A 16,145-nucleotide genomic window follows, 5' to 3' on the forward strand; every position below is an offset into this window, starting at 1 on the left:
GGGACAGGGTTGCCTCAAGCCCAGAATCCGCCAACCGGCGGTCAACCAGCACCCCCACCCCTCAGCGCCCTGCGCCGCCTCCAGCGCAACCGCTACACTGACGCCGGTGCACGCTGCGCGAGCAGAGCGTCGCGCCTCCGTAGCTCAGGGGATAGAGCACCGCTCTCCTAAAGCGGGTGTCGCAGGTTCGAATCCTGCCGGGGGCACAGAAGAAAGGGCCAGCTGAGGAGGGTGATCCTCCCGGACTGGCCCTTTGTCGTTTCGGCGATGGGGCACGGCCGCCGTTGGCAGGAACCGCTCAGGGCCCGTCATGCCGCTCATGCAGCACACTCAGCGCTTGGTCTGCGGTCATGCGCGCCACCTCGTCAGTGGTCCTGAGATCAGTGGACGGCCGTCGGCGGCGCGTCGTGTGAGGCCGGGAGCTTCCGGCCCAGGCGGGCGAGGGGGGACAACGTCATGATCACTGGGGACAGCATCATGCCTGCGGCCGTCACCAGCAGGCCGGTGCGCAGACCCCAGTCCTCCGCGAGACATCCGCCGGTCAGAGAACCGAGCGGGGACAGCCCCATGCCGACGAACGTGATCGTCGCGGCCGTGCGGCCCTGCATCCCGGCCGGAGTGACGGCCTGCCGGACGGCCATGACCGTGACATTCACCAACTGGCAGCCGAGCCCGAACAGGAAGCTGACCGCGAGGAGGGCGGGAACCGTTGTCGCGGAGGAGCCGTGGAGGGCGGGTACGCACAGGAACACGCCGTCGCCGAGTGCCGCCGCGCACACGAGGACCGTGCCATAACCGAAGCGGCTCGGCAGGCGGGCGGCCAGCAGGGAGCCCAGGAGCGCGCCCGGCCCCGTCGCCGCGAGGGCCAGCCCTATGACGGTGCCGGACAGGTGCAGTTCTCGTGGCAGGAAGAGCAGATAGACGGTCATCATGGCCGCGAAGGAGAACTGAAAGGCGGCCGAGGCCAGGCACACGGTCCTCAGGGCGGTATCGCCGGCGACGAAACGCAGGCCCTCATGAATCCGCCGCCAGACCCGAGGGGCGTGTTCCGGGCGCTCCGGGATCGATTCGGCTCGGCGGATACGCCGGATCGACAGGAACGACAGCGCGAAGAACAGCGCGCTGGAGGCGGCAGCGATCGGCGCCGACAGCAGGGACACCAGCGCACCGCCGAGAGCGGGGCCGCCGATCTGCGCCGCGGACCGGCTGCCCTCGAGCGCGCTGTTGCCTGGGACCAGTTGGTCTCGATCCACCAGTCGTACGAGAGACACCTGGTACGCCACGTCGAAGAACACGGACAGGGCCCCGACGGCGAAGGCGAGCGCGAGCAGGCCGGGCAGGCCGAGCCAGCCGAAGAGGCCGGCCATGGCGGCGGCGCCCAGGGCCAGGGCCCGGCCGGCGTCGGTGAGCACCATCGTCGTGCGGGACCGCCATCGGTCCACCCACGCGCCGACGAAGAGCGAGAGGAGCAGGATCGGCGCCTGTCCCACCGCGCGCAGGACGCCCAGCTGGCCGGCGCCGGCGTTGAGCGTCAGGACGGCGAAGAGCGGCAGCACCACCAGGCTTGCGTGTTCGCCGAGTTGGGAGGCTGTCTGGCCCATCCAGAGTCTGCGGAAGTCGGCGTCCCGCCACAGGCTTGGCGGAACAGGTCGACCGGAATCGGATGCAGCGGAGGAAGCGGACGGCACGGGAATCCCTTGTGTTGCCGACAACGAGGCCCGCCGCCGAGCACATGAAAGGTGCACCGGCGGTTCAGGCAGGGAAAGGCTCGCTGTGCCGCAACTTCAGGGGCAGCACGCGATGACGGGCCGGTCACGGCCTACAACGTCAACGCGCGCTCGGAACACCGACCATGGCTTGGCTCCTCGTGGCTGACTCGCTCCACCGAGACCCTAGCCCTCGGCGGTCCGACGCGAAAGGCGGCCTCGTTCACCTCTCGCGCCCGGTGAGGTGGGCGACAGCACCGCGGAGACGACCGCGCCGGACGAGGCCGCGACATCAGCCACGAATCGCAGGCGTCCGATGTCGAGCCGTCGCAGCGCCGGACCGTGGTCGACGGCGACGACCAGGGAGACCGCGAGGAGAACGAGCTGCCATAGAGCCATGACCGGGCGACGCGTCGCGCGTGGCAGCTCCGCCAGGGAGGCGTGCAGCCGCTCGCAGTGGAACGGGACGTGGCGCTGCTCGTCGGAGAGGATCCGCCCCGCCACATCCGAAGCGAGCGAGTCGCCTGCGCCATCGCGCAGGGCCCGGTAATAACGCAGTGCCACCACTTCCGCGATCATCAGCACCAGCAGTTCCATGCGCAGGCCCATGAGACGCCGCAGCCGGACGAAGACCGTGTCGCTCCAGTGGCCGGTCAGCGTCGGTACACCGCCTGCGGCCAGCAGCCGGGCGAGGAGACGGGCGTGGTTCTGCTCCTCGGCGACAAAGAGCCGGACTGCCTGCGCGTAGTCGCCGTCGCCGGCCTTGTCCGCTTTGCCGACGAGGTTGGCGCCGTCACCGTCCTCGCCGACCTGGAAGCGCTGGATGCCGGCCCACACCGCCGGATGCAGCGTCGCGCCTTGCCCCCAGTCCGGGTCACCCTGGGCGCGCCTGCGCTCGCACTCGTCCTCGAACCGCCGTGTCCACTTGGCGAAGCCGCCCGTATGCACCCGGTCTCCCCTCCCCGGGCACAGCCACCGTGCCCCGAAGAGGGACGACGCGGACGAACAGCAAACCGTTCCCCTACTGCCCGACGCCGCGAGCTTCACCAGTTCACACGAGGGCTGGTGTTCAGCTCATCGGCGGCCCGCCGTCCGTGCCGCCGACCCGATGCGACAACCATGCGTTGTCCGTCAAGCGGCTTGGTTGTTGGCCGCGTCGCCACACCACGCGGTCAGATGGTCCCGGAAGCCACCCCACCGGAAGGCCTGGCGGTGCGGTCGGCCGCCGCATCCACGGCAGGGCCGTCCTCACCCTCTCCTGAACCACGCCGGAACGACCGGACACACGTACGACCGAAGGAGCAAGACCATGACCACCACAGCCGATCCCAGGGCCGTCGTCATCCGCTACGTCGAGGCCGTACGCGACGGCGCCGTCGATGTCATCCATGACAGCTTCGCCGCAGACGCAACCTGGCACTACCCGGGCAACCTGCCCATTTCCAAGGTGTGGCACGGCCGCGACCAGATCATCAACGACTTCCTCGGTGGCATGGGGCCGATCCTCGTCCCCGGAACCCTGGACATCGAACTGGTCAGCACGATCGCCGAGGGCGACCGCGTGGTGGCCGAATGGACCTCGAAGGCCAAGACCGTCTATGGCGGCACCTACGACAACCGCTGCCTCGGCATCTACACGGTGCGCGAGGGCAAGATCGTTTCCGTCGTCGAATACGCCGACACCCAGCACGTGGCCGCGGTTCTCTTCCCCGACCGTGACGCCTACCGACCCGCCGCCGTCGAGTGAATCACGCCCGGCGCACGCAGCGCGGTCTCCGAAGCTCACCGGGGCTGTTCAGGGGGGTGACGCGGAGCGTGAGCCGTGGCCCCTGGCGGGAAGCCAGGGGCCACGTGGGTGAGGCCGGCCGTACGGCCCGTACGTCACTCCGCCCGTACGTCACTCCCGCCGTACGTCACTCCGCCCGGGCGGTCAGCGCAGGCTGTCCCCGAACAGGGCCTTGGTGGCGGGCGCGGACAGGTCGTCCGGGCCGAAGGCGAGGGCGGAGTTCGTGGTCAGACCGGTGGACGTGCCGCGCAGCACCCAGACCGCGCCGTTGTCGCCGTTCTCGGCGGTGGAGGCGACGGCGATGTCGCGGTGGCCGTCTCCGTTGACGTCGAGGAGCGCGGTGGTGGCGCCGAACTTGTCGCCCGTCTCGGCGACTCCGGGCACCCCGTCGGTGTTCTGGTGGAAGACCTGGCTGCCGGTACCGGTGAAGCCGGAGGCGCTGCCGGGCACCAGGGCGAACGAACCGGCGTCGGTGAGGCCGCTGAAGTCCTCGCCGGGGATACCGAGGGCGATGTCGGCGTAGCCGTCGCCGTTGACGTCGTCCACGGAGACGGCGGCACCGAGGCCGTCGCCCTCCTCCTCCGCGCCGTAGAAGCCGGGCAGGCTCTGGTCGAAGGACTTGGTGTTCGCGTCGGACAGGCCGGAGGCCGAGCCGTAGGCGACGCGGACCTCGCTGGTCCGGCTGTCGCCACCGACCACGATGTCGTCGTAGCCGTCACCGTTCACGTCGCCCACGCCGGTGCCCGGGGCCTCGCTCGTGCCGTCGCCGGGGGCCCAGGACCTGGTGAAGCCCGACGCGCTTCCGTACAGCAGCCGGTTGCCCCAGGTTCCGTCACCGGTGTAGATCCATTGGACGATGTCGTCCTTGCCGTCGCCGTTGATGTCGCCGACGTGGCCGTTGACGATGGGACCGGTGATCGAGTCACCGTCCTCCTCGCAGCCGCCACCCGTGGCGCAGGAGGCGTCGTCCTCGTCGTAGCCCCACCACTCGGACTTGTCGAGGATGTTGAGCACGGCGGCGGGCGTGCCGGTCCGGGAGATCGGGCCCTTCCACAGGGCGGCCTTGGCGCTCGGCGGGTCGTCGCCCGCGACAGTGCTGTGGGCGAACAGCGCGAGGTCGGTCTTGCCGTCCCCGTCGAAGTCACCCGCCTGCGGGGCCTGCCCGTACCCGGCGAGGTTCGTGCCGCCGGTGAGCCCGGAGGGGGAGCCCCACAGCACGACGGAGCCCTGGGCGCCGCCCGCGATCACGAGGTCGCCGTAGCCGTCGCCGTCCAGGTCGCCCTTGGTGAAGTTCAGCCCGAAGCGCTCGCCCGCGGTCGCGGAGCCCGGTATCCCGCTGGTCGACCGGCTCACGATCTTCTTGTTGGCGGTGGACAGTCCGCTCGCCGAGCCGTAGGTGATGGCCACGTAGCCGGCCTTCGCCTTGTCGGACACCGTGGCGTTCGGCGCCCCGATGACGAGGTCGGCGTAGCCGTCGCCGTTGAAGTCGTCCTGGACGTCCACCGACGCGGGGGCGGCCTGGGCCGAGGCTCCGGTGAGGGCCCAGGCGCTGAACCCTCCGGCGAGCAGCACCGCGGCGGCCAGGGGCGAGCCCAGCCGTGCGGTACGGATCCTGCGTCCTGCTCGGGACATACAACTGCCTCTCAACGTGGTCGAGTTCATCACGGCACGCGCCGCGCCCCCACACAGTCCGACTCGGAAGGCAGGTCTCCGGTTGTACGCCTGGATGTCCTTGTTGTGTAACCAGCCGTTCGGTCCCATCGCCGTTCGATCGCGGCGCTGTCCGACCGTCGCTCCTCACGAGGGGCGCGGCACCTCGAAAAGGTCGAGATTCTCGGTCACGACGTCAGCGGCATCCTCTTCCCCCACGCTCAGCAGCCAGTCCACGAACCGCCAGCCGTGCTCCTCCATGGGGCTCCGGTCGAATGCGGGCGGTGTGGGCCCGAAGTTCCGCCGCAGCCAGGTGAGATACGCCTGGCGGGTGTCGAGGTACGTCTGGCGCGTGGGGGCGGGGCCACCGTCGAGCTCTTCGTCGAGGAGGTCCCAGAACAGATCCCGCAGATTGTGCGCGACGACATAGAGATCCCCCTCGTCGCCGAGGAAGAGGACGGGAAGCGTGGCAAGGTCCTCCCGGTCGTCTGACCGCCACAGCGCGTAAAGGGAACCGGAGGTGGTGGCCTGGGCGAAGGGAATGACTCGGTCGTCGAACTCCGAGTTCTCCGATTCCAGCCAGAATCCCTGGTGGTACTCCCGCAGTTCGAAACCTGGCGAATAGAAGTCCGTGCATTCGTCATCAAACTCTTTGAGGAGATTGAGTTCAGGTATCGGTGAGTACGTGTCGCTCACGGGGCCGCCTCGGGAAGAGATCAGACAGGTGAGGCGACCCTACTTCTCACCTCTCATCGGCGGTACGTTGACGCCATGCACTCGACTCGGGTCTCCCAGCATGTGAATGCCTCGCGTACGGCCGTCTACCGGGCGCTCGTGGACGCTGACGCACTCGCGAAATGGCGGGTGCCGACGGGTATGAGCAGCCATGTGCACACATTCGACGCCCGCGAAGGCGGGGCGTTCCGCATCTCGCTCACCTACGACGAGCCGGTCGGCACCGGCAAGACGGCTCCGCACACCGACACCTACCACGGCCACTTCGCGAAGCTCGTGCCGGACGAGCAGGTGGTCGAGGTGTTCGCGTTCGAGACCGCGGATACCGCGCTGCGCGCCACGATGACGATGACGACCACCCTCGCCGACGCGGACGGTGGCGGCACCGATGTCCTCGTCGTACACGAAGGGATTCCGGACGCCGTGCCCGCCGCCGACAACGAGACCGGTACGCGGATGGCGCTGGCCAACCTCGCCCGGCTCGTCGAGGCACAGGAGGCGGAGCTTGAGTAGGCTCCCGCTCATGGTGACTGCGACGGTACGCGAGTGGCACGACGAGGAAGGCTGGGGCGTGCTCGACTGCCCCGACACCCCGGGCGGCTGCTGGGGTCATTTCAGCGCCGTCGAGACGGAGGGGTTCCGTTCCCTGGCGGCGGGGCAGCGGGTCTCCCTCGAATGGGAAGCGCCCGGCTTCGAGCAGGACGGGTACGACTACCGGGCGGTGCGCATCGTTCCCTGACTACTCGCCCTCCCCTGACCACCCGCACTTCCCTGACTATCCGCCCTTCCCTGGCTACCCATCGTTCCCTGGCACGGCCGCGTGCTCAGACCGACAGCAGCTCCTGCCGCGCCTCGGCGTACGAATGGCCCGGGGCCAGCTCGGACATCTTCTCGAAGAAGCTCAGCCCGGCCGCTTTGAGGGAGTTCAGGAGATCGGCGGACGAAGCGCTCGCCTTCCTGACCTCTCCGCCGCTCTTGACGGTCACCAAAACGCGGGATCCCGTTTTCTGAAAGGACAGCCCGATCGGCTGGTCCGGGAAATAGGTCTCCGCGTGACCCGTCGAGCAAAACCGCGGCACCATCTCGGCGATGTAGCACCAGAGCTGGTCGACGTAGTCCCATTCCCCGAGACCGATCAGCTCCAGCCCATCCACGGACAACCGGATGGCGCCCTCGATGTAGTCGAGGTCCGGCGGCGGGGTGTGACAGGCCTCCGCCCGCACGAACCCACCGGCCGGGTCCCTCAGGAACGTCTCGATCTCCACCATGTCGCCAGATTATCCAGCTACTCGCCTTTCGGGTAGAACTGACCCACCCGGCCCCTGTTCAGACCGAGCACGTACTCGACTCCGTCGACCTTCCCCTGGATCTGGTACATCCCCCTGCTCCCCCGTTGCACCAGCTTTTCCCGGTTCTGCCGCAGAACCTCGCCGATCGCGTTCTGCACGTCCTTGACGCTCATGCGGGAGTCGAAGAAGGACTGATCCTTCTTGGTCGAACCGTCCCAGTATTTGGGGTGATGGCGCGTGAGGATGTGCTCCATCCCCTTCTTGTCGAGCAGGAATGTCTGATTCCCGAACTGGAATCGCTGGCTGTTCCAGTCCCGGAGGGCGGGAAGGCACCCTCCTCCGCGCTGAAGCGAAAGGTCACCGAAGACGGGGACGGTACCGCTCGGCCGTTCGGCTGCGGTGTCGCCCAGCGTGTGGCTCCGGCCGCTGAGGATCGGCTGCGCCATCGGACGGTGACCGCCGGCGAGCTGCGCGGAAACACCGGAGGCGGAGCTCTTGCCGGTCAGGCACGGCTCGCTGCGCCGCTCCCGCCCCACCTGATCGACGAGGCGGTCCACCTCGCCCACGGCCAGGGCGCGGGCGTCGATGAGGGTGTTGGCCCGCGAGTAGAAGCGGACCGTGACCCGCCCGCCGGATGCCCGGGCCTGCTGTTCGGCCTGGGCCTTGGCCTTCGCGTCGGCCGCGGCGAAGACGGGGCCGGCCTCCGGGGCGGAGCAGGACAGGGAGCCGGAGACGGAGTTGCCGGTGAGGGGGAAGGTGCGGCTGGGGACCGTACAGCCGCCCGCGGGCTGACCGTCGATGCTGATGGTCGCGCTCATGGTGGCGGTGACCGTGCCGCCGGTGATCCGGGCCTTGGCCTCGGTGGACAGTTTCCCGGTGAACTTCTGAACGACCGAGCATCCCCCGGACCCGCAGTTCAGCTTCCCGGAGCCGTCCAGTGTGAAGTCGACCCCGTCGTCCACCGCGCCGTTCAGCTGCTTGGCGTACTGCTCGAGGGTGTCGTACATCGCGTCGGCCTGCTCGCCGACGAGCGGGGACAGCTCCATCCCCTGGGAGTCGCCGTCCTTCAACGGACCGGTGGTCACCCGCGGAGCCACGGACGGGGTCGCGCCCGCCTCGAGCTGCTTGCGCGCGTCCTTGATCTGGTCGCGCAGATCGTAGGGTTCCAGCCGCAGCACTCGGTAGGGCTTGTTCTTGGAGACGACGAGGCGGCCCGCCGAGGTGTCGGCCGCCAGCGCGGGCACTCCGCCCACCGTCAGCGACGGCAGGCCCGGGTCGCTCGGGTCGGGCAGTTCGTCCAGCTGGTCGAGTGCGCCGAGGAGTTTGAACGCCAGGTCGCTCGGAGGCAGGTACTGGGCCATGACCGGGTCGAGGGTGTACGACTCTCCCGGTGACCCGATGGTCCACCTGCCCGGGGCGTCCGGGTCCTTCTGCTTCCCGTCCGGTGCCTCGTAGTCCCGGCCCTTCTTCCAGCGCGTATAGGTCTTGCCGCCGATGCGGAGGACGTCCCTGTCCAGACTCTCGACGCCATCGCCCGTGTGGCCGAACACCGTGCCGGACGCGGTCACCATGACGTCCCGCTCGGTGATGCCGACCATCGCCGTGTCCTTGTAGTGCAGGCCCCGGGCTTCCGCGAGTTCGGACAGCGCCTCGACGAACGGCTTCCGGTTCCGCTCCAACGCCTTCGTCGACTCGTCGTCGTCCGATGAGGTCAGCCAGACCAGCAACCCGGCCACCAGGGCCAGCACCACGGCTGCGGCGCCGCCGAGCAGCAGGGCCTTCCTGCGGTCCACCGACCGCGGCTGTGCGTCGGCCGACGTGAGCTCTTCCCCCGTCAACGCCTGTTCCTTTCTGAACCGCTCCACCGCGTCAAACGGCACGGACGAACTGCATTTCGACTGATGCGAGGAAGGGTTGGACGCCGACGCATTGCCAGCCCACTGCCTCGATGGCGGAGACGAGTTCGTCCACGGCTCCGCGGATCTTTCTCATGGAGGGGTTGGCGCGCGGGTTGATGTCGATGACGGCTTCGAATGTGAAATCGCCTCGATTGAAGGCGAATCTGGCGTCGGAGACGACTCTGTTCACATGCCGTCTTTTCATCCCAGCCATGGACCCCACGCTTCCAGCGGTACTCAGTCGTGACTTGCCAACCATCGCCGCAGGCGCTGCAATGCAGATGAAATTTCGATGATGCGGTGGGCGGAGGCTTCGAGGTGGACGGGGGAACTCCGCAGGGGCGACCACATCGGGAACCGGAGCGGGAGCCGGAGCGGGAGCCGGAGCGGGTACTGGAGCGGGAACCGGAGCCGGAACCGCAGCGGCTTCGGATCGCGGTGCTCGGACCGGTCCTGGCCTGGCGGGATGGTACGCCGCTTGAGCTGGGTCCGGTGCGGCGGCAGGCGGTGCTCGGCGCGCTGGTGCTGCGGCCGGGCGTGATGGTGAGCCATGAGCAGTTGCTGGACGGGGTGTGGGGGTCGAGCCCACCGAAGTCCGGCCGTCGGGTGCTCCCGAGCTACGTCTACCCGCTGCGCAAGGCGCTCGACGCCGAAGCAGGGGCCGACAGGCAGCAGCAGTCCGTGATCCGCAGCGGCCGGGGCGGGTATCGCTTCGTCGCCGACGGGGTCCGGCTCGATGTGACGGAGCTGGCCGAACGGGCCGACGAGGCACAGCGCGCGAAGGCATCCGGCGACCTGGCCACCGCCGCGGACCGGTTCTCGCAAGCACTCGCCCTGTTCCGGGGCGAGCCCCTGGCCGGGCTGCCGGGCCCGTTCGCGCAGGTCGAGCGGCGGCGGCTGGCGGAGCGTCAGCGCAAGCTCCAGTCGGAGCGGCTGGAGTGCCTGGTACTGCTGGACCGGTCCGGCGAAGCCCTGGACGACCTCGCCGCGCTGTCCGCCTCCGATCCCTATGACGAGTCGCTGCTGGCGCTGCGTATGCGCGCTCTGTACGGCAGCGAACGTCAGGCGGAGGCGCTGAACGCCTTCCAGGCCATGCGCGAGCGGTTGCGCGACGAGCTCGGGGTCGATCCCGGCACGGAGCTGCGCCGGGTGCACGAAGCCGTGCTGCGCCGGGACGACGCGTATCTCCTCGGGCAGGAGCCGGTAGGGGAACCAGGGCGGCAGTCGGCACGGGAGCCGGTACGGGAACCAGGGCGGGAGCCGGCAGGGCAGCCTGTACGGGAACCAGGGCGGGAGCCGGCACGGCGCCCCGCCGCTCCGCCCGCCCAGGCCCGCCCCCACCGCGCCGCGGTCAATGAACTGCCGGGCGACGCAGGCCACCTCATCGGCCGAAAACCCGAACTGGCCCTCCTCACCACCCCACTTCCACCCGAATCCGTGGCGGTCGTGACGGTGGACGGCCCCGCCGGGGTCGGCAAGACCGCCCTGGTCGTACGCGCGGCCCAGAGCCTGCGCGCCCACTACCCCGACGGCTGCCTGTTCGTGGACCTGCGCGCCCACAGCGCAGGAGGGCGGCAGAAGCTGGCGCCGCAGCGCGTGCTGCGGCGGTTGCTGCGGTCGCTCGGCGCGGCCGACAGCGAGGTGCCGGGCGACCTCGACGAACTCACCGCCGCCTGGCGCGCCGCCACCAGCTCGCTGCGGCTGCTGCTCGTACTGGACGACGCCCTGGGGACGCGGCAGATCCGGCCGCTGCTGCCCGCCGGCCCCGGCAGCCTGGTGATCGTGGCCGGCCGACGGCGGCTGCCCGGCCTGGACGCCGATCGGCGCATCACCCTGGAGCCCCTGGAGCCGGGCGCCGCGGTGTCCCTGCTCCGGAACATCGTCGGGGAGGACCGCGCGGACCGGGAGCCGGACGCGACGCATGAGCTGGTCAGGCTGTGCGACGGGCTGCCGCTGGCGCTGCGTATCGCCGGGACCCGGCTGCAGACCCGCCCCGCCTGGACGCTGGCCTACCTGGTGGACCGCATGGCCGACGACGAGCATCTCCTCGGCGAGCTGAGCGCCGGGGACCGCAGCGTGGAGGCGGCCTTCCGCCTGTCGTACGACCAGCTCACGCCGGAGCAGCAGCGCGGGTTCCGCACCCTGGGCGTGGCTCCGACCGTCGAGTTCGATCTGCTGCTGGCGGCCGCCATGCTGGACCGGCCGTCCTGCGAGGCCGAGCGGACCCTGGAGAGCCTGGTCGATACGAGCCTCCTCCAGCAGCCCCGCCCCGGTCGCTACCGACTGCACGACCTGGTCCGCGCGCATGCCCGCCGGCTCGCGGAAGCCACCCCTGCCGAAGCCGCCGAAGCCGCCGCGGCGCGCACCGCCGCCCTCCGCCTCTTCCTGGACGCGGGCCGGATCACCAGCGACTGGGGCCCCCGCGGCTTCCCCACCGGGCCGCGGCCCGCCGAAGCGCCGTTCGCGGGCTGGAGGGACGCGGAATCCTGGCTGGACGCGGCCAGCGCGGAACTCGCCGACGTCGTCGGGCACGCCGCCGCGCTCGGCGAAGCCGACTACGCCTGCTGGATCGCCGAGGCGCTGACCGACCACTTCCTGGGCCGGGGCCGCTACCACGAATGCCGCACGGCCCTCGAGCTCGCGCTCGCCCACGCGGACCGGGCCGGCGACCAGCGAATGGCCCTCGCGCTGCGCAACTGCATGGGGATCACCGACGTCTACCAGGGCCGCTACGCGCAAGCGCACGCCTGGTTCACCGAAGCCCTCGACCTCAGCCGCCGCCGGGCGGACCGGCGTGAAGAGGCCCGGGCGCTGGGCGGGCTGGCCACCGCCGACCTGAATCTGGGCCGGCCCGACCAGGCGGTTCCGCATCTCACCGCGGCGGTGGAGCTGTCCCGGCAGCTCGCCGACGACTGGCTGATCGCGATGGGCCTGTCCCTCCTCGGCGCCATCCACCACCTCCAGGGACGGAACGAGGAAGCGCTGATCTCCTTCGACGGCGCCCGCACCCACGCCAAGGCGAACGGCCGGCCCCGCATGCTCAGCAGGGTCCTGACCTTCGCCGCCGATGTCCACGTCGGCCTCGGCGACTACGGCGAGGCCACGACCCTGCTCCGCCGGGCGGCCGACCTGGTCGAGGAGGCCGGGGACGTCTTCCTGCACTGCCTCACCCTGGCCCGGCTGGGCACGGCGGAGCAGGGCGCGGGAAACCTGAGCGACGCCATAGCCATCCATCACCAGGCGCTCTCCCGGCACCACGTGCTCGACCCGCTCACCGAACCCCACTACGACCGGATCGAGATGGACATCCGCTGCCGCCTGGGCCGCGCCTACGCGGCGGCGGGCCGCGTGACCGAGGCGCGCGAGCAGTTCCGGTTGGCCCTCGACGTCCCCGGGGCCGCCGCGCACCCGGCGGAGCGGGCACAGGCGCTCGCAGGCCTCAAGGAATGCGAGGTTCGTTAGGAGGCCGTCCGGGCGCGTCGTTTCACTGCTCCCGTTGACCTTCGCCGCCCGCCGTCTGGCAGACTGCGCTCGACTGTCGCCGGACAACTCCGGTCAGCGGCAGCGGGCATGGGGGCCGGGAACGACACCGGGTCCGGAGAGGACGCTGATGGACGACTTGCTCCCGGCAGACCCCGACCAGATCGGCCCCTACGTCCTGGAGGGGCGGCTCGGCGCCGGTGGCATGGGGCAGGTCTACCTCGGCAGGTCGCCCGGTGGCCGCCACGTCGCCGTCAAGGTGATCCGTCCCGAACACGCCAGGAATCCGCAGTTCCGCCGCCGCTTCGCCCGGGAGGTCGAGGCCGCCCGGCTCGTCGGCGGATTCCACACCGCGCAGGTCATCGCCGCCGACCCCGACGCGCCGTCGCCATGGCTGGCCACGGCGTACATCCCCGGCCCCTCCCTGCACGAGGTCGTCACCACGGGCGGCCCGCTCGCCCCGGACGCCCTGCGCGCCCTGGGGGCCGGGCTCGCCGAAGGACTCGCGGCGATCCACGGGTGCGGTCTGGTGCACCGCGATCTGAAGCCCGGCAACGTCATCATGGCGGACGACGGGCCGCGCATCATCGACTTCGGCATCGCCCGCTCCGCAGACGCCAGCGCGCTGACGTCGCTGGGCGTGGTCATCGGCACCTTCGCGTTCATGTCGCCGGAACAGGTGCGCGCGGACCAGGCCGGGCCCGCGAGTGATGTCTTCTCGCTCGGCGCCGTCCTGGGCTTCGCCGCAACCGGGCACGGCCCCTTCGACGCGGAGACCATTCCCGCGATCGTGCACCGGATCATCAGCGAACCACCCCGGCTCGGCGGCCTGTCGGGGGCCCTCCGGGACACCGTCGAGGCGTGTCTCGCCAAGGAGCCCGACGACCGGCCGGGGATCGCGGACGTACTGGCCAGGCTGGCTCCGAGCGGTCAGGAACGCCCGGGAAGCCACAACGGCCACGGCACCGTCGTGGACCCCACGGCGCCGGTGCCCCTCGCGGCACGCGACACCGAGCCCGCCGCCGTCCAACCGCCGACGACTGCCGATCGGACCCACGTCGCGAGACCGAGCCGCCGGGCGATCCTCGGCATGGCCGGAGGCGCGGCCGTCCTCATCGGTGGCGGGGTGATCGCCGCGAAGGGCTTCGGCGGTGGCGGTGACGGCGGTGGCGGCAAGGGCACGGGCCCGGTGCCGAAGATCGACGATGTGGCGGAAGCGCGTCCGCTGTGGCGGAGCAGCGTCCCGAGAATCGACTCGCTCATCGCATACGACGGCGGCGTCCTGTGGATGGGAGCTCGGCCCGACTCGGACGAGTCCGCCGAAGCGGTCTGGAGCTTCGACACCGCGGGAAACCCGCGCTGGAAGCTGCCCCTGCTGGGCCTGGACACCCTCGGGACCAGGGGAGTCTGCGCCGGTGTGATCCGCGAGGGCATGCTCTGTCTCGGCGCCGGGGGGCCACTCCCCGTCGATGCCTCGAGCGATGCGGACGCACAGGTGGTCGCCGTGGATCTCGCGAGAGGGAAGCGGGCATGGTCAGCGCCCGTCGCCCCGCACCCGTATTACATCGGGTCGATATCCGGCGGGCGGGACGGCATCGTCTACGCCACCGGCAGCACGATCGAAAGAGGCACCTTCAACATGGTCTGGGCGGTGGACATCGCGTCACGCCGGAAGATCTGGGAGCGCGAGTTCAACAAGGCGGAGGGGTTCGGCACCGTGGTCGTGCCGCCTTCCGGAAACCGGGTGTTTCACCTGCTCTCCACATATGGCGGCGGACAGCAGGCCCGTCTCCAGGTGCTCAGCGCCCGGAAGCAGGGCGCCCCGGGATGGACGGCTCCTCTGCCCGAGGCAACGGGCAACGTCAGCGAACTCCCCAACCTGTGCGCGGTGGGCGACACCCTCATCTACGCGGCCGACCGTCTGATCGCCGTCGACCCCGCCACCGGAGTGCGCATCTGGACCAAGAGGCGGCCCGCGAAGGCGTACGGGGGCTTCGGCATCCCGGCGGCGAACGCGAACGGCTCGCAGGTCTTCGTCACCACGCAGACCGAGGACGCCGCCGGACGTACGACCTTGACGCTCCACGCACTCGATCCCCGATCCGGTGAAGAGAAGTGGCGCTCTTCCGTGATCCCCGAAGGCAAGGTCGGCCTGGTGAATCTCCTGGTCGCCGACTCCACCGTCTACGTCCTGGTCGGCCAGCGGATCGCCACCGACGTGGGCTACTACTACCAGCCGGACGACGACTATCGGTGGCCGTTCATCTGGGCCGTGAACGCGGCGAACGGGAAGTCGCGGTGGAGGTACAGGCCCTCGGAGACCTTCGAAGCCGCGGCCGGTTTCGGGCGGGTCTACGTCGCCATCGGCGACAGCGTCACCGCGCTGTCGGCCACCGGGAAGTGAGCCGCGCGGGCGAGGCGCGCGAGTAGTTCCGGATGGCGCTCGTCGTGCCCATGGCACCCTTTAGCACCGGATGGCACGGGCGCCTATCGTGGGCGATATGAGTGGACAGCCCGAAATCACCCAACGCGATCTCCGCACCAGATCCAAAGAGATCATGGACGCTGTCCAGGCCGGCCAGGCCTTCACCGTCACGTGGGACGGGCACCGCATCGGTGAGCTGGTCCCCCTGCGGCGACGCAGGCGGTTCGTCCCGCGCGGCGAGTTCACGGCCATGTCCCGCACCGCTCCCGACATCTCGTTGGACGCCTTCCGCGCCGACCAGGACGCCACCATCGAGCGGGAGCCGGACGCCCCCGGCCGTCGCCCGGTCTGCAGCGCGGCGATGCCCTCGTAGACCCTGGGGGTGGGCAGGTATCGGTATTTCGAGAACTCCACCTTTATGTCCGATACCCGCCAGACCCGGCCGCCCGCGGCGAGCATCCTGGGCCACATGGTCAACGTGTTTGAAGGGCTCATCGATCGGTTCCTCCTGTCCAGCGCCGAGTTCGAACGGAAGCTGCGAGCAGTGCGATCCGAGCAGTGGTCCTGGCCGACTCCCTGCACCGAGTGGAACGTGCGGCAGTTGGTCAACCACATGGCTCGCGGAAACCTCAATTACGCGAGTCTGCTGCATGGCGGCAGCGCCGCGGATTTCCTGCGGCTGCGGGACGCTGACGCGCTGGGTACGGATCCGGTTGGCGCGTACACCCTGTCCGTACGGGAGTGTGCCCAAGCGTTCGGAGAGACCGGTGCTCTTCAGCGGACTCTGGACTACCCCTTGGGCCCGGTGAGCGGCCAGCAGGCACTTGCCGTGAGGATCACGGACAGCACTGTCCACACGTGGGATCTCGCGCGGGCTGTGAATGTGGACGAAAGCCTCGATGGCAGCCTAGTGGCATGGATCGACGAGCATCTGGACGAGATCTATGCCGGCTTGACGGAATCGCCCACCGCTGTCGAAACAACTCACCGGTTCTTTGCCGCTCCCGAAGGCGTGCTCGCTCACGACGCATCCCCACAGATGCGACTGCTGCACCGAACGGGGAGGACGCCAGCTAGCCCAGTGCCAGTGACTTTGCGGTGAGTATCGGACAGCGACACGCCGACACCACGGCGTGTCGCTGTCCGATACTCACCAGCAACTCAGCCTCCGGACGC

Annotated in this window: 14 protein-coding genes and 1 tRNA gene; 8 read left to right on the forward strand and 7 right to left on the reverse strand. The window is 70.0% G+C overall.

Annotation, left to right across the window (positions count from 1 at the left end; all coding sequences use genetic code 11):
• Positions 1 to 133 precede the first annotated feature (133 nt).
• Positions 134 to 206 (forward strand) — tRNA-Arg (locus ACFZDL_RS20745).
• 174 nt (positions 207 to 380) lie between these two features.
• Here ACFZDL_RS20745 and ACFZDL_RS20750 read toward each other — a convergent pair.
• On the reverse strand, positions 381 to 1,688 hold the full coding sequence (locus ACFZDL_RS20750; protein WP_391191783.1) for an MFS transporter: 1,308 nt from the start codon (positions 1,686 to 1,688) through the stop codon (positions 381 to 383).
• A gap of 204 nt (positions 1,689 to 1,892) precedes the next feature.
• On the reverse strand, positions 1,893 to 2,654 hold the full coding sequence (locus ACFZDL_RS20755) for a ferritin-like domain-containing protein (RefSeq protein ID WP_353587916.1): 762 nt from the start codon (positions 2,652 to 2,654) through the stop codon (positions 1,893 to 1,895).
• Positions 2,655 to 3,015: 361 nt separating this feature from the next.
• Here ACFZDL_RS20755 and ACFZDL_RS20760 point away from each other — a divergent pair, with 361 nt between their 5' ends.
• The gene (locus ACFZDL_RS20760) at positions 3,016 to 3,453 is read left to right on the forward strand and encodes a nuclear transport factor 2 family protein (protein WP_353587917.1); all 438 of its coding nucleotides are present in this window, start codon (positions 3,016 to 3,018) and stop codon (positions 3,451 to 3,453) included.
• Positions 3,454 to 3,636: 183 nt separating this feature from the next.
• On the opposite strand, the gene ACFZDL_RS20765 is transcribed toward ACFZDL_RS20760, so the two are convergent.
• Both ACFZDL_RS20765 and ACFZDL_RS20770 read right to left on the reverse strand, forming a co-directional pair.
• On the reverse strand, positions 3,637 to 5,124 hold the full coding sequence (locus ACFZDL_RS20765) for an FG-GAP-like repeat-containing protein (RefSeq protein ID WP_353587918.1): 1,488 nt from the start codon (positions 5,122 to 5,124) through the stop codon (positions 3,637 to 3,639).
• A gap of 165 nt (positions 5,125 to 5,289) precedes the next feature.
• Entirely contained in the window at positions 5,290 to 5,838 is a 549-nt protein-coding gene (locus ACFZDL_RS20770) for a hypothetical protein (protein WP_353587919.1), read from the reverse strand.
• A gap of 75 nt (positions 5,839 to 5,913) precedes the next feature.
• Here ACFZDL_RS20770 and ACFZDL_RS20775 point away from each other — a divergent pair, with 75 nt between their 5' ends.
• The gene (locus ACFZDL_RS20775) at positions 5,914 to 6,390 is read left to right on the forward strand and encodes an SRPBCC domain-containing protein (RefSeq protein WP_353587920.1); all 477 of its coding nucleotides are present in this window, start codon (positions 5,914 to 5,916) and stop codon (positions 6,388 to 6,390) included.
• Positions 6,391 to 6,400: 10 nt separating this feature from the next.
• Positions 6,401 to 6,616: a cold shock domain-containing protein gene (locus ACFZDL_RS20780; RefSeq protein WP_353587921.1), complete on the forward strand. Its 216-nt coding sequence runs from the start codon at positions 6,401 to 6,403 to the stop codon at positions 6,614 to 6,616.
• A gap of 85 nt (positions 6,617 to 6,701) precedes the next feature.
• Here the strand turns inward: ACFZDL_RS20780 and ACFZDL_RS20785 are convergent, their stop codons facing one another.
• From ACFZDL_RS20785 to ACFZDL_RS20795, 3 genes are read right to left on the reverse strand one after another with little or no spacing between them, the layout of a single operon-like run.
• Positions 6,702 to 7,145 carry a hypothetical protein gene (locus ACFZDL_RS20785; RefSeq protein ID WP_353587923.1) on the reverse strand — a complete coding sequence of 148 codons (444 nt, stop codon included), beginning with the start codon at positions 7,143 to 7,145 and terminating at the stop codon, positions 6,702 to 6,704.
• Between the two features lie 17 nt (positions 7,146 to 7,162).
• Positions 7,163 to 9,004, reverse strand: a complete 1,842-nt coding sequence (locus ACFZDL_RS20790; protein ID WP_353587925.1) for a hypothetical protein — start codon at positions 9,002 to 9,004, stop codon at positions 7,163 to 7,165.
• Positions 9,005 to 9,035: 31 nt separating this feature from the next.
• Complete coding sequence (locus ACFZDL_RS20795; RefSeq protein ID WP_353587927.1) at positions 9,036 to 9,254, reverse strand: hypothetical protein; 219 nt, start codon at positions 9,252 to 9,254, stop codon at positions 9,036 to 9,038.
• Between the two features lie 110 nt (positions 9,255 to 9,364).
• Between ACFZDL_RS20795 and ACFZDL_RS20800 the strand changes: the two genes are divergently transcribed.
• The 4 genes from ACFZDL_RS20800 to ACFZDL_RS20815 all read left to right on the forward strand — a co-directional run bounded on the left by ACFZDL_RS20800 (position 9,365) and on the right by ACFZDL_RS20815 (position 16,071).
• A complete protein-coding gene (locus tag ACFZDL_RS20800) occupies positions 9,365 to 12,526 on the forward strand; it encodes a BTAD domain-containing putative transcriptional regulator (protein ID WP_353587929.1) in 3,162 nt (1,053 codons plus the stop codon).
• Positions 12,527 to 12,674: 148 nt separating this feature from the next.
• Complete coding sequence (locus ACFZDL_RS20805) at positions 12,675 to 14,948, forward strand: protein kinase (RefSeq protein WP_353587931.1); 2,274 nt, start codon at positions 12,675 to 12,677, stop codon at positions 14,946 to 14,948.
• Positions 14,949 to 15,045: 97 nt separating this feature from the next.
• Complete coding sequence (locus tag ACFZDL_RS20810) at positions 15,046 to 15,342, forward strand: prevent-host-death protein (RefSeq protein WP_353587933.1); 297 nt, start codon at positions 15,046 to 15,048, stop codon at positions 15,340 to 15,342.
• Positions 15,343 to 15,387: 45 nt separating this feature from the next.
• A complete protein-coding gene (locus tag ACFZDL_RS20815) occupies positions 15,388 to 16,071 on the forward strand; it encodes a TIGR03086 family metal-binding protein (protein WP_353587935.1) in 684 nt (227 codons plus the stop codon).
• The last annotated feature ends 74 nt before the right edge of the window (positions 16,072 to 16,145 follow it).

This window comes from Streptomyces sp. NPDC007917, assembly GCF_042959105.1.
In the GTDB taxonomy this organism is placed as follows: Bacteria; Actinomycetota; Actinomycetes; order Streptomycetales; family Streptomycetaceae; genus Streptomyces.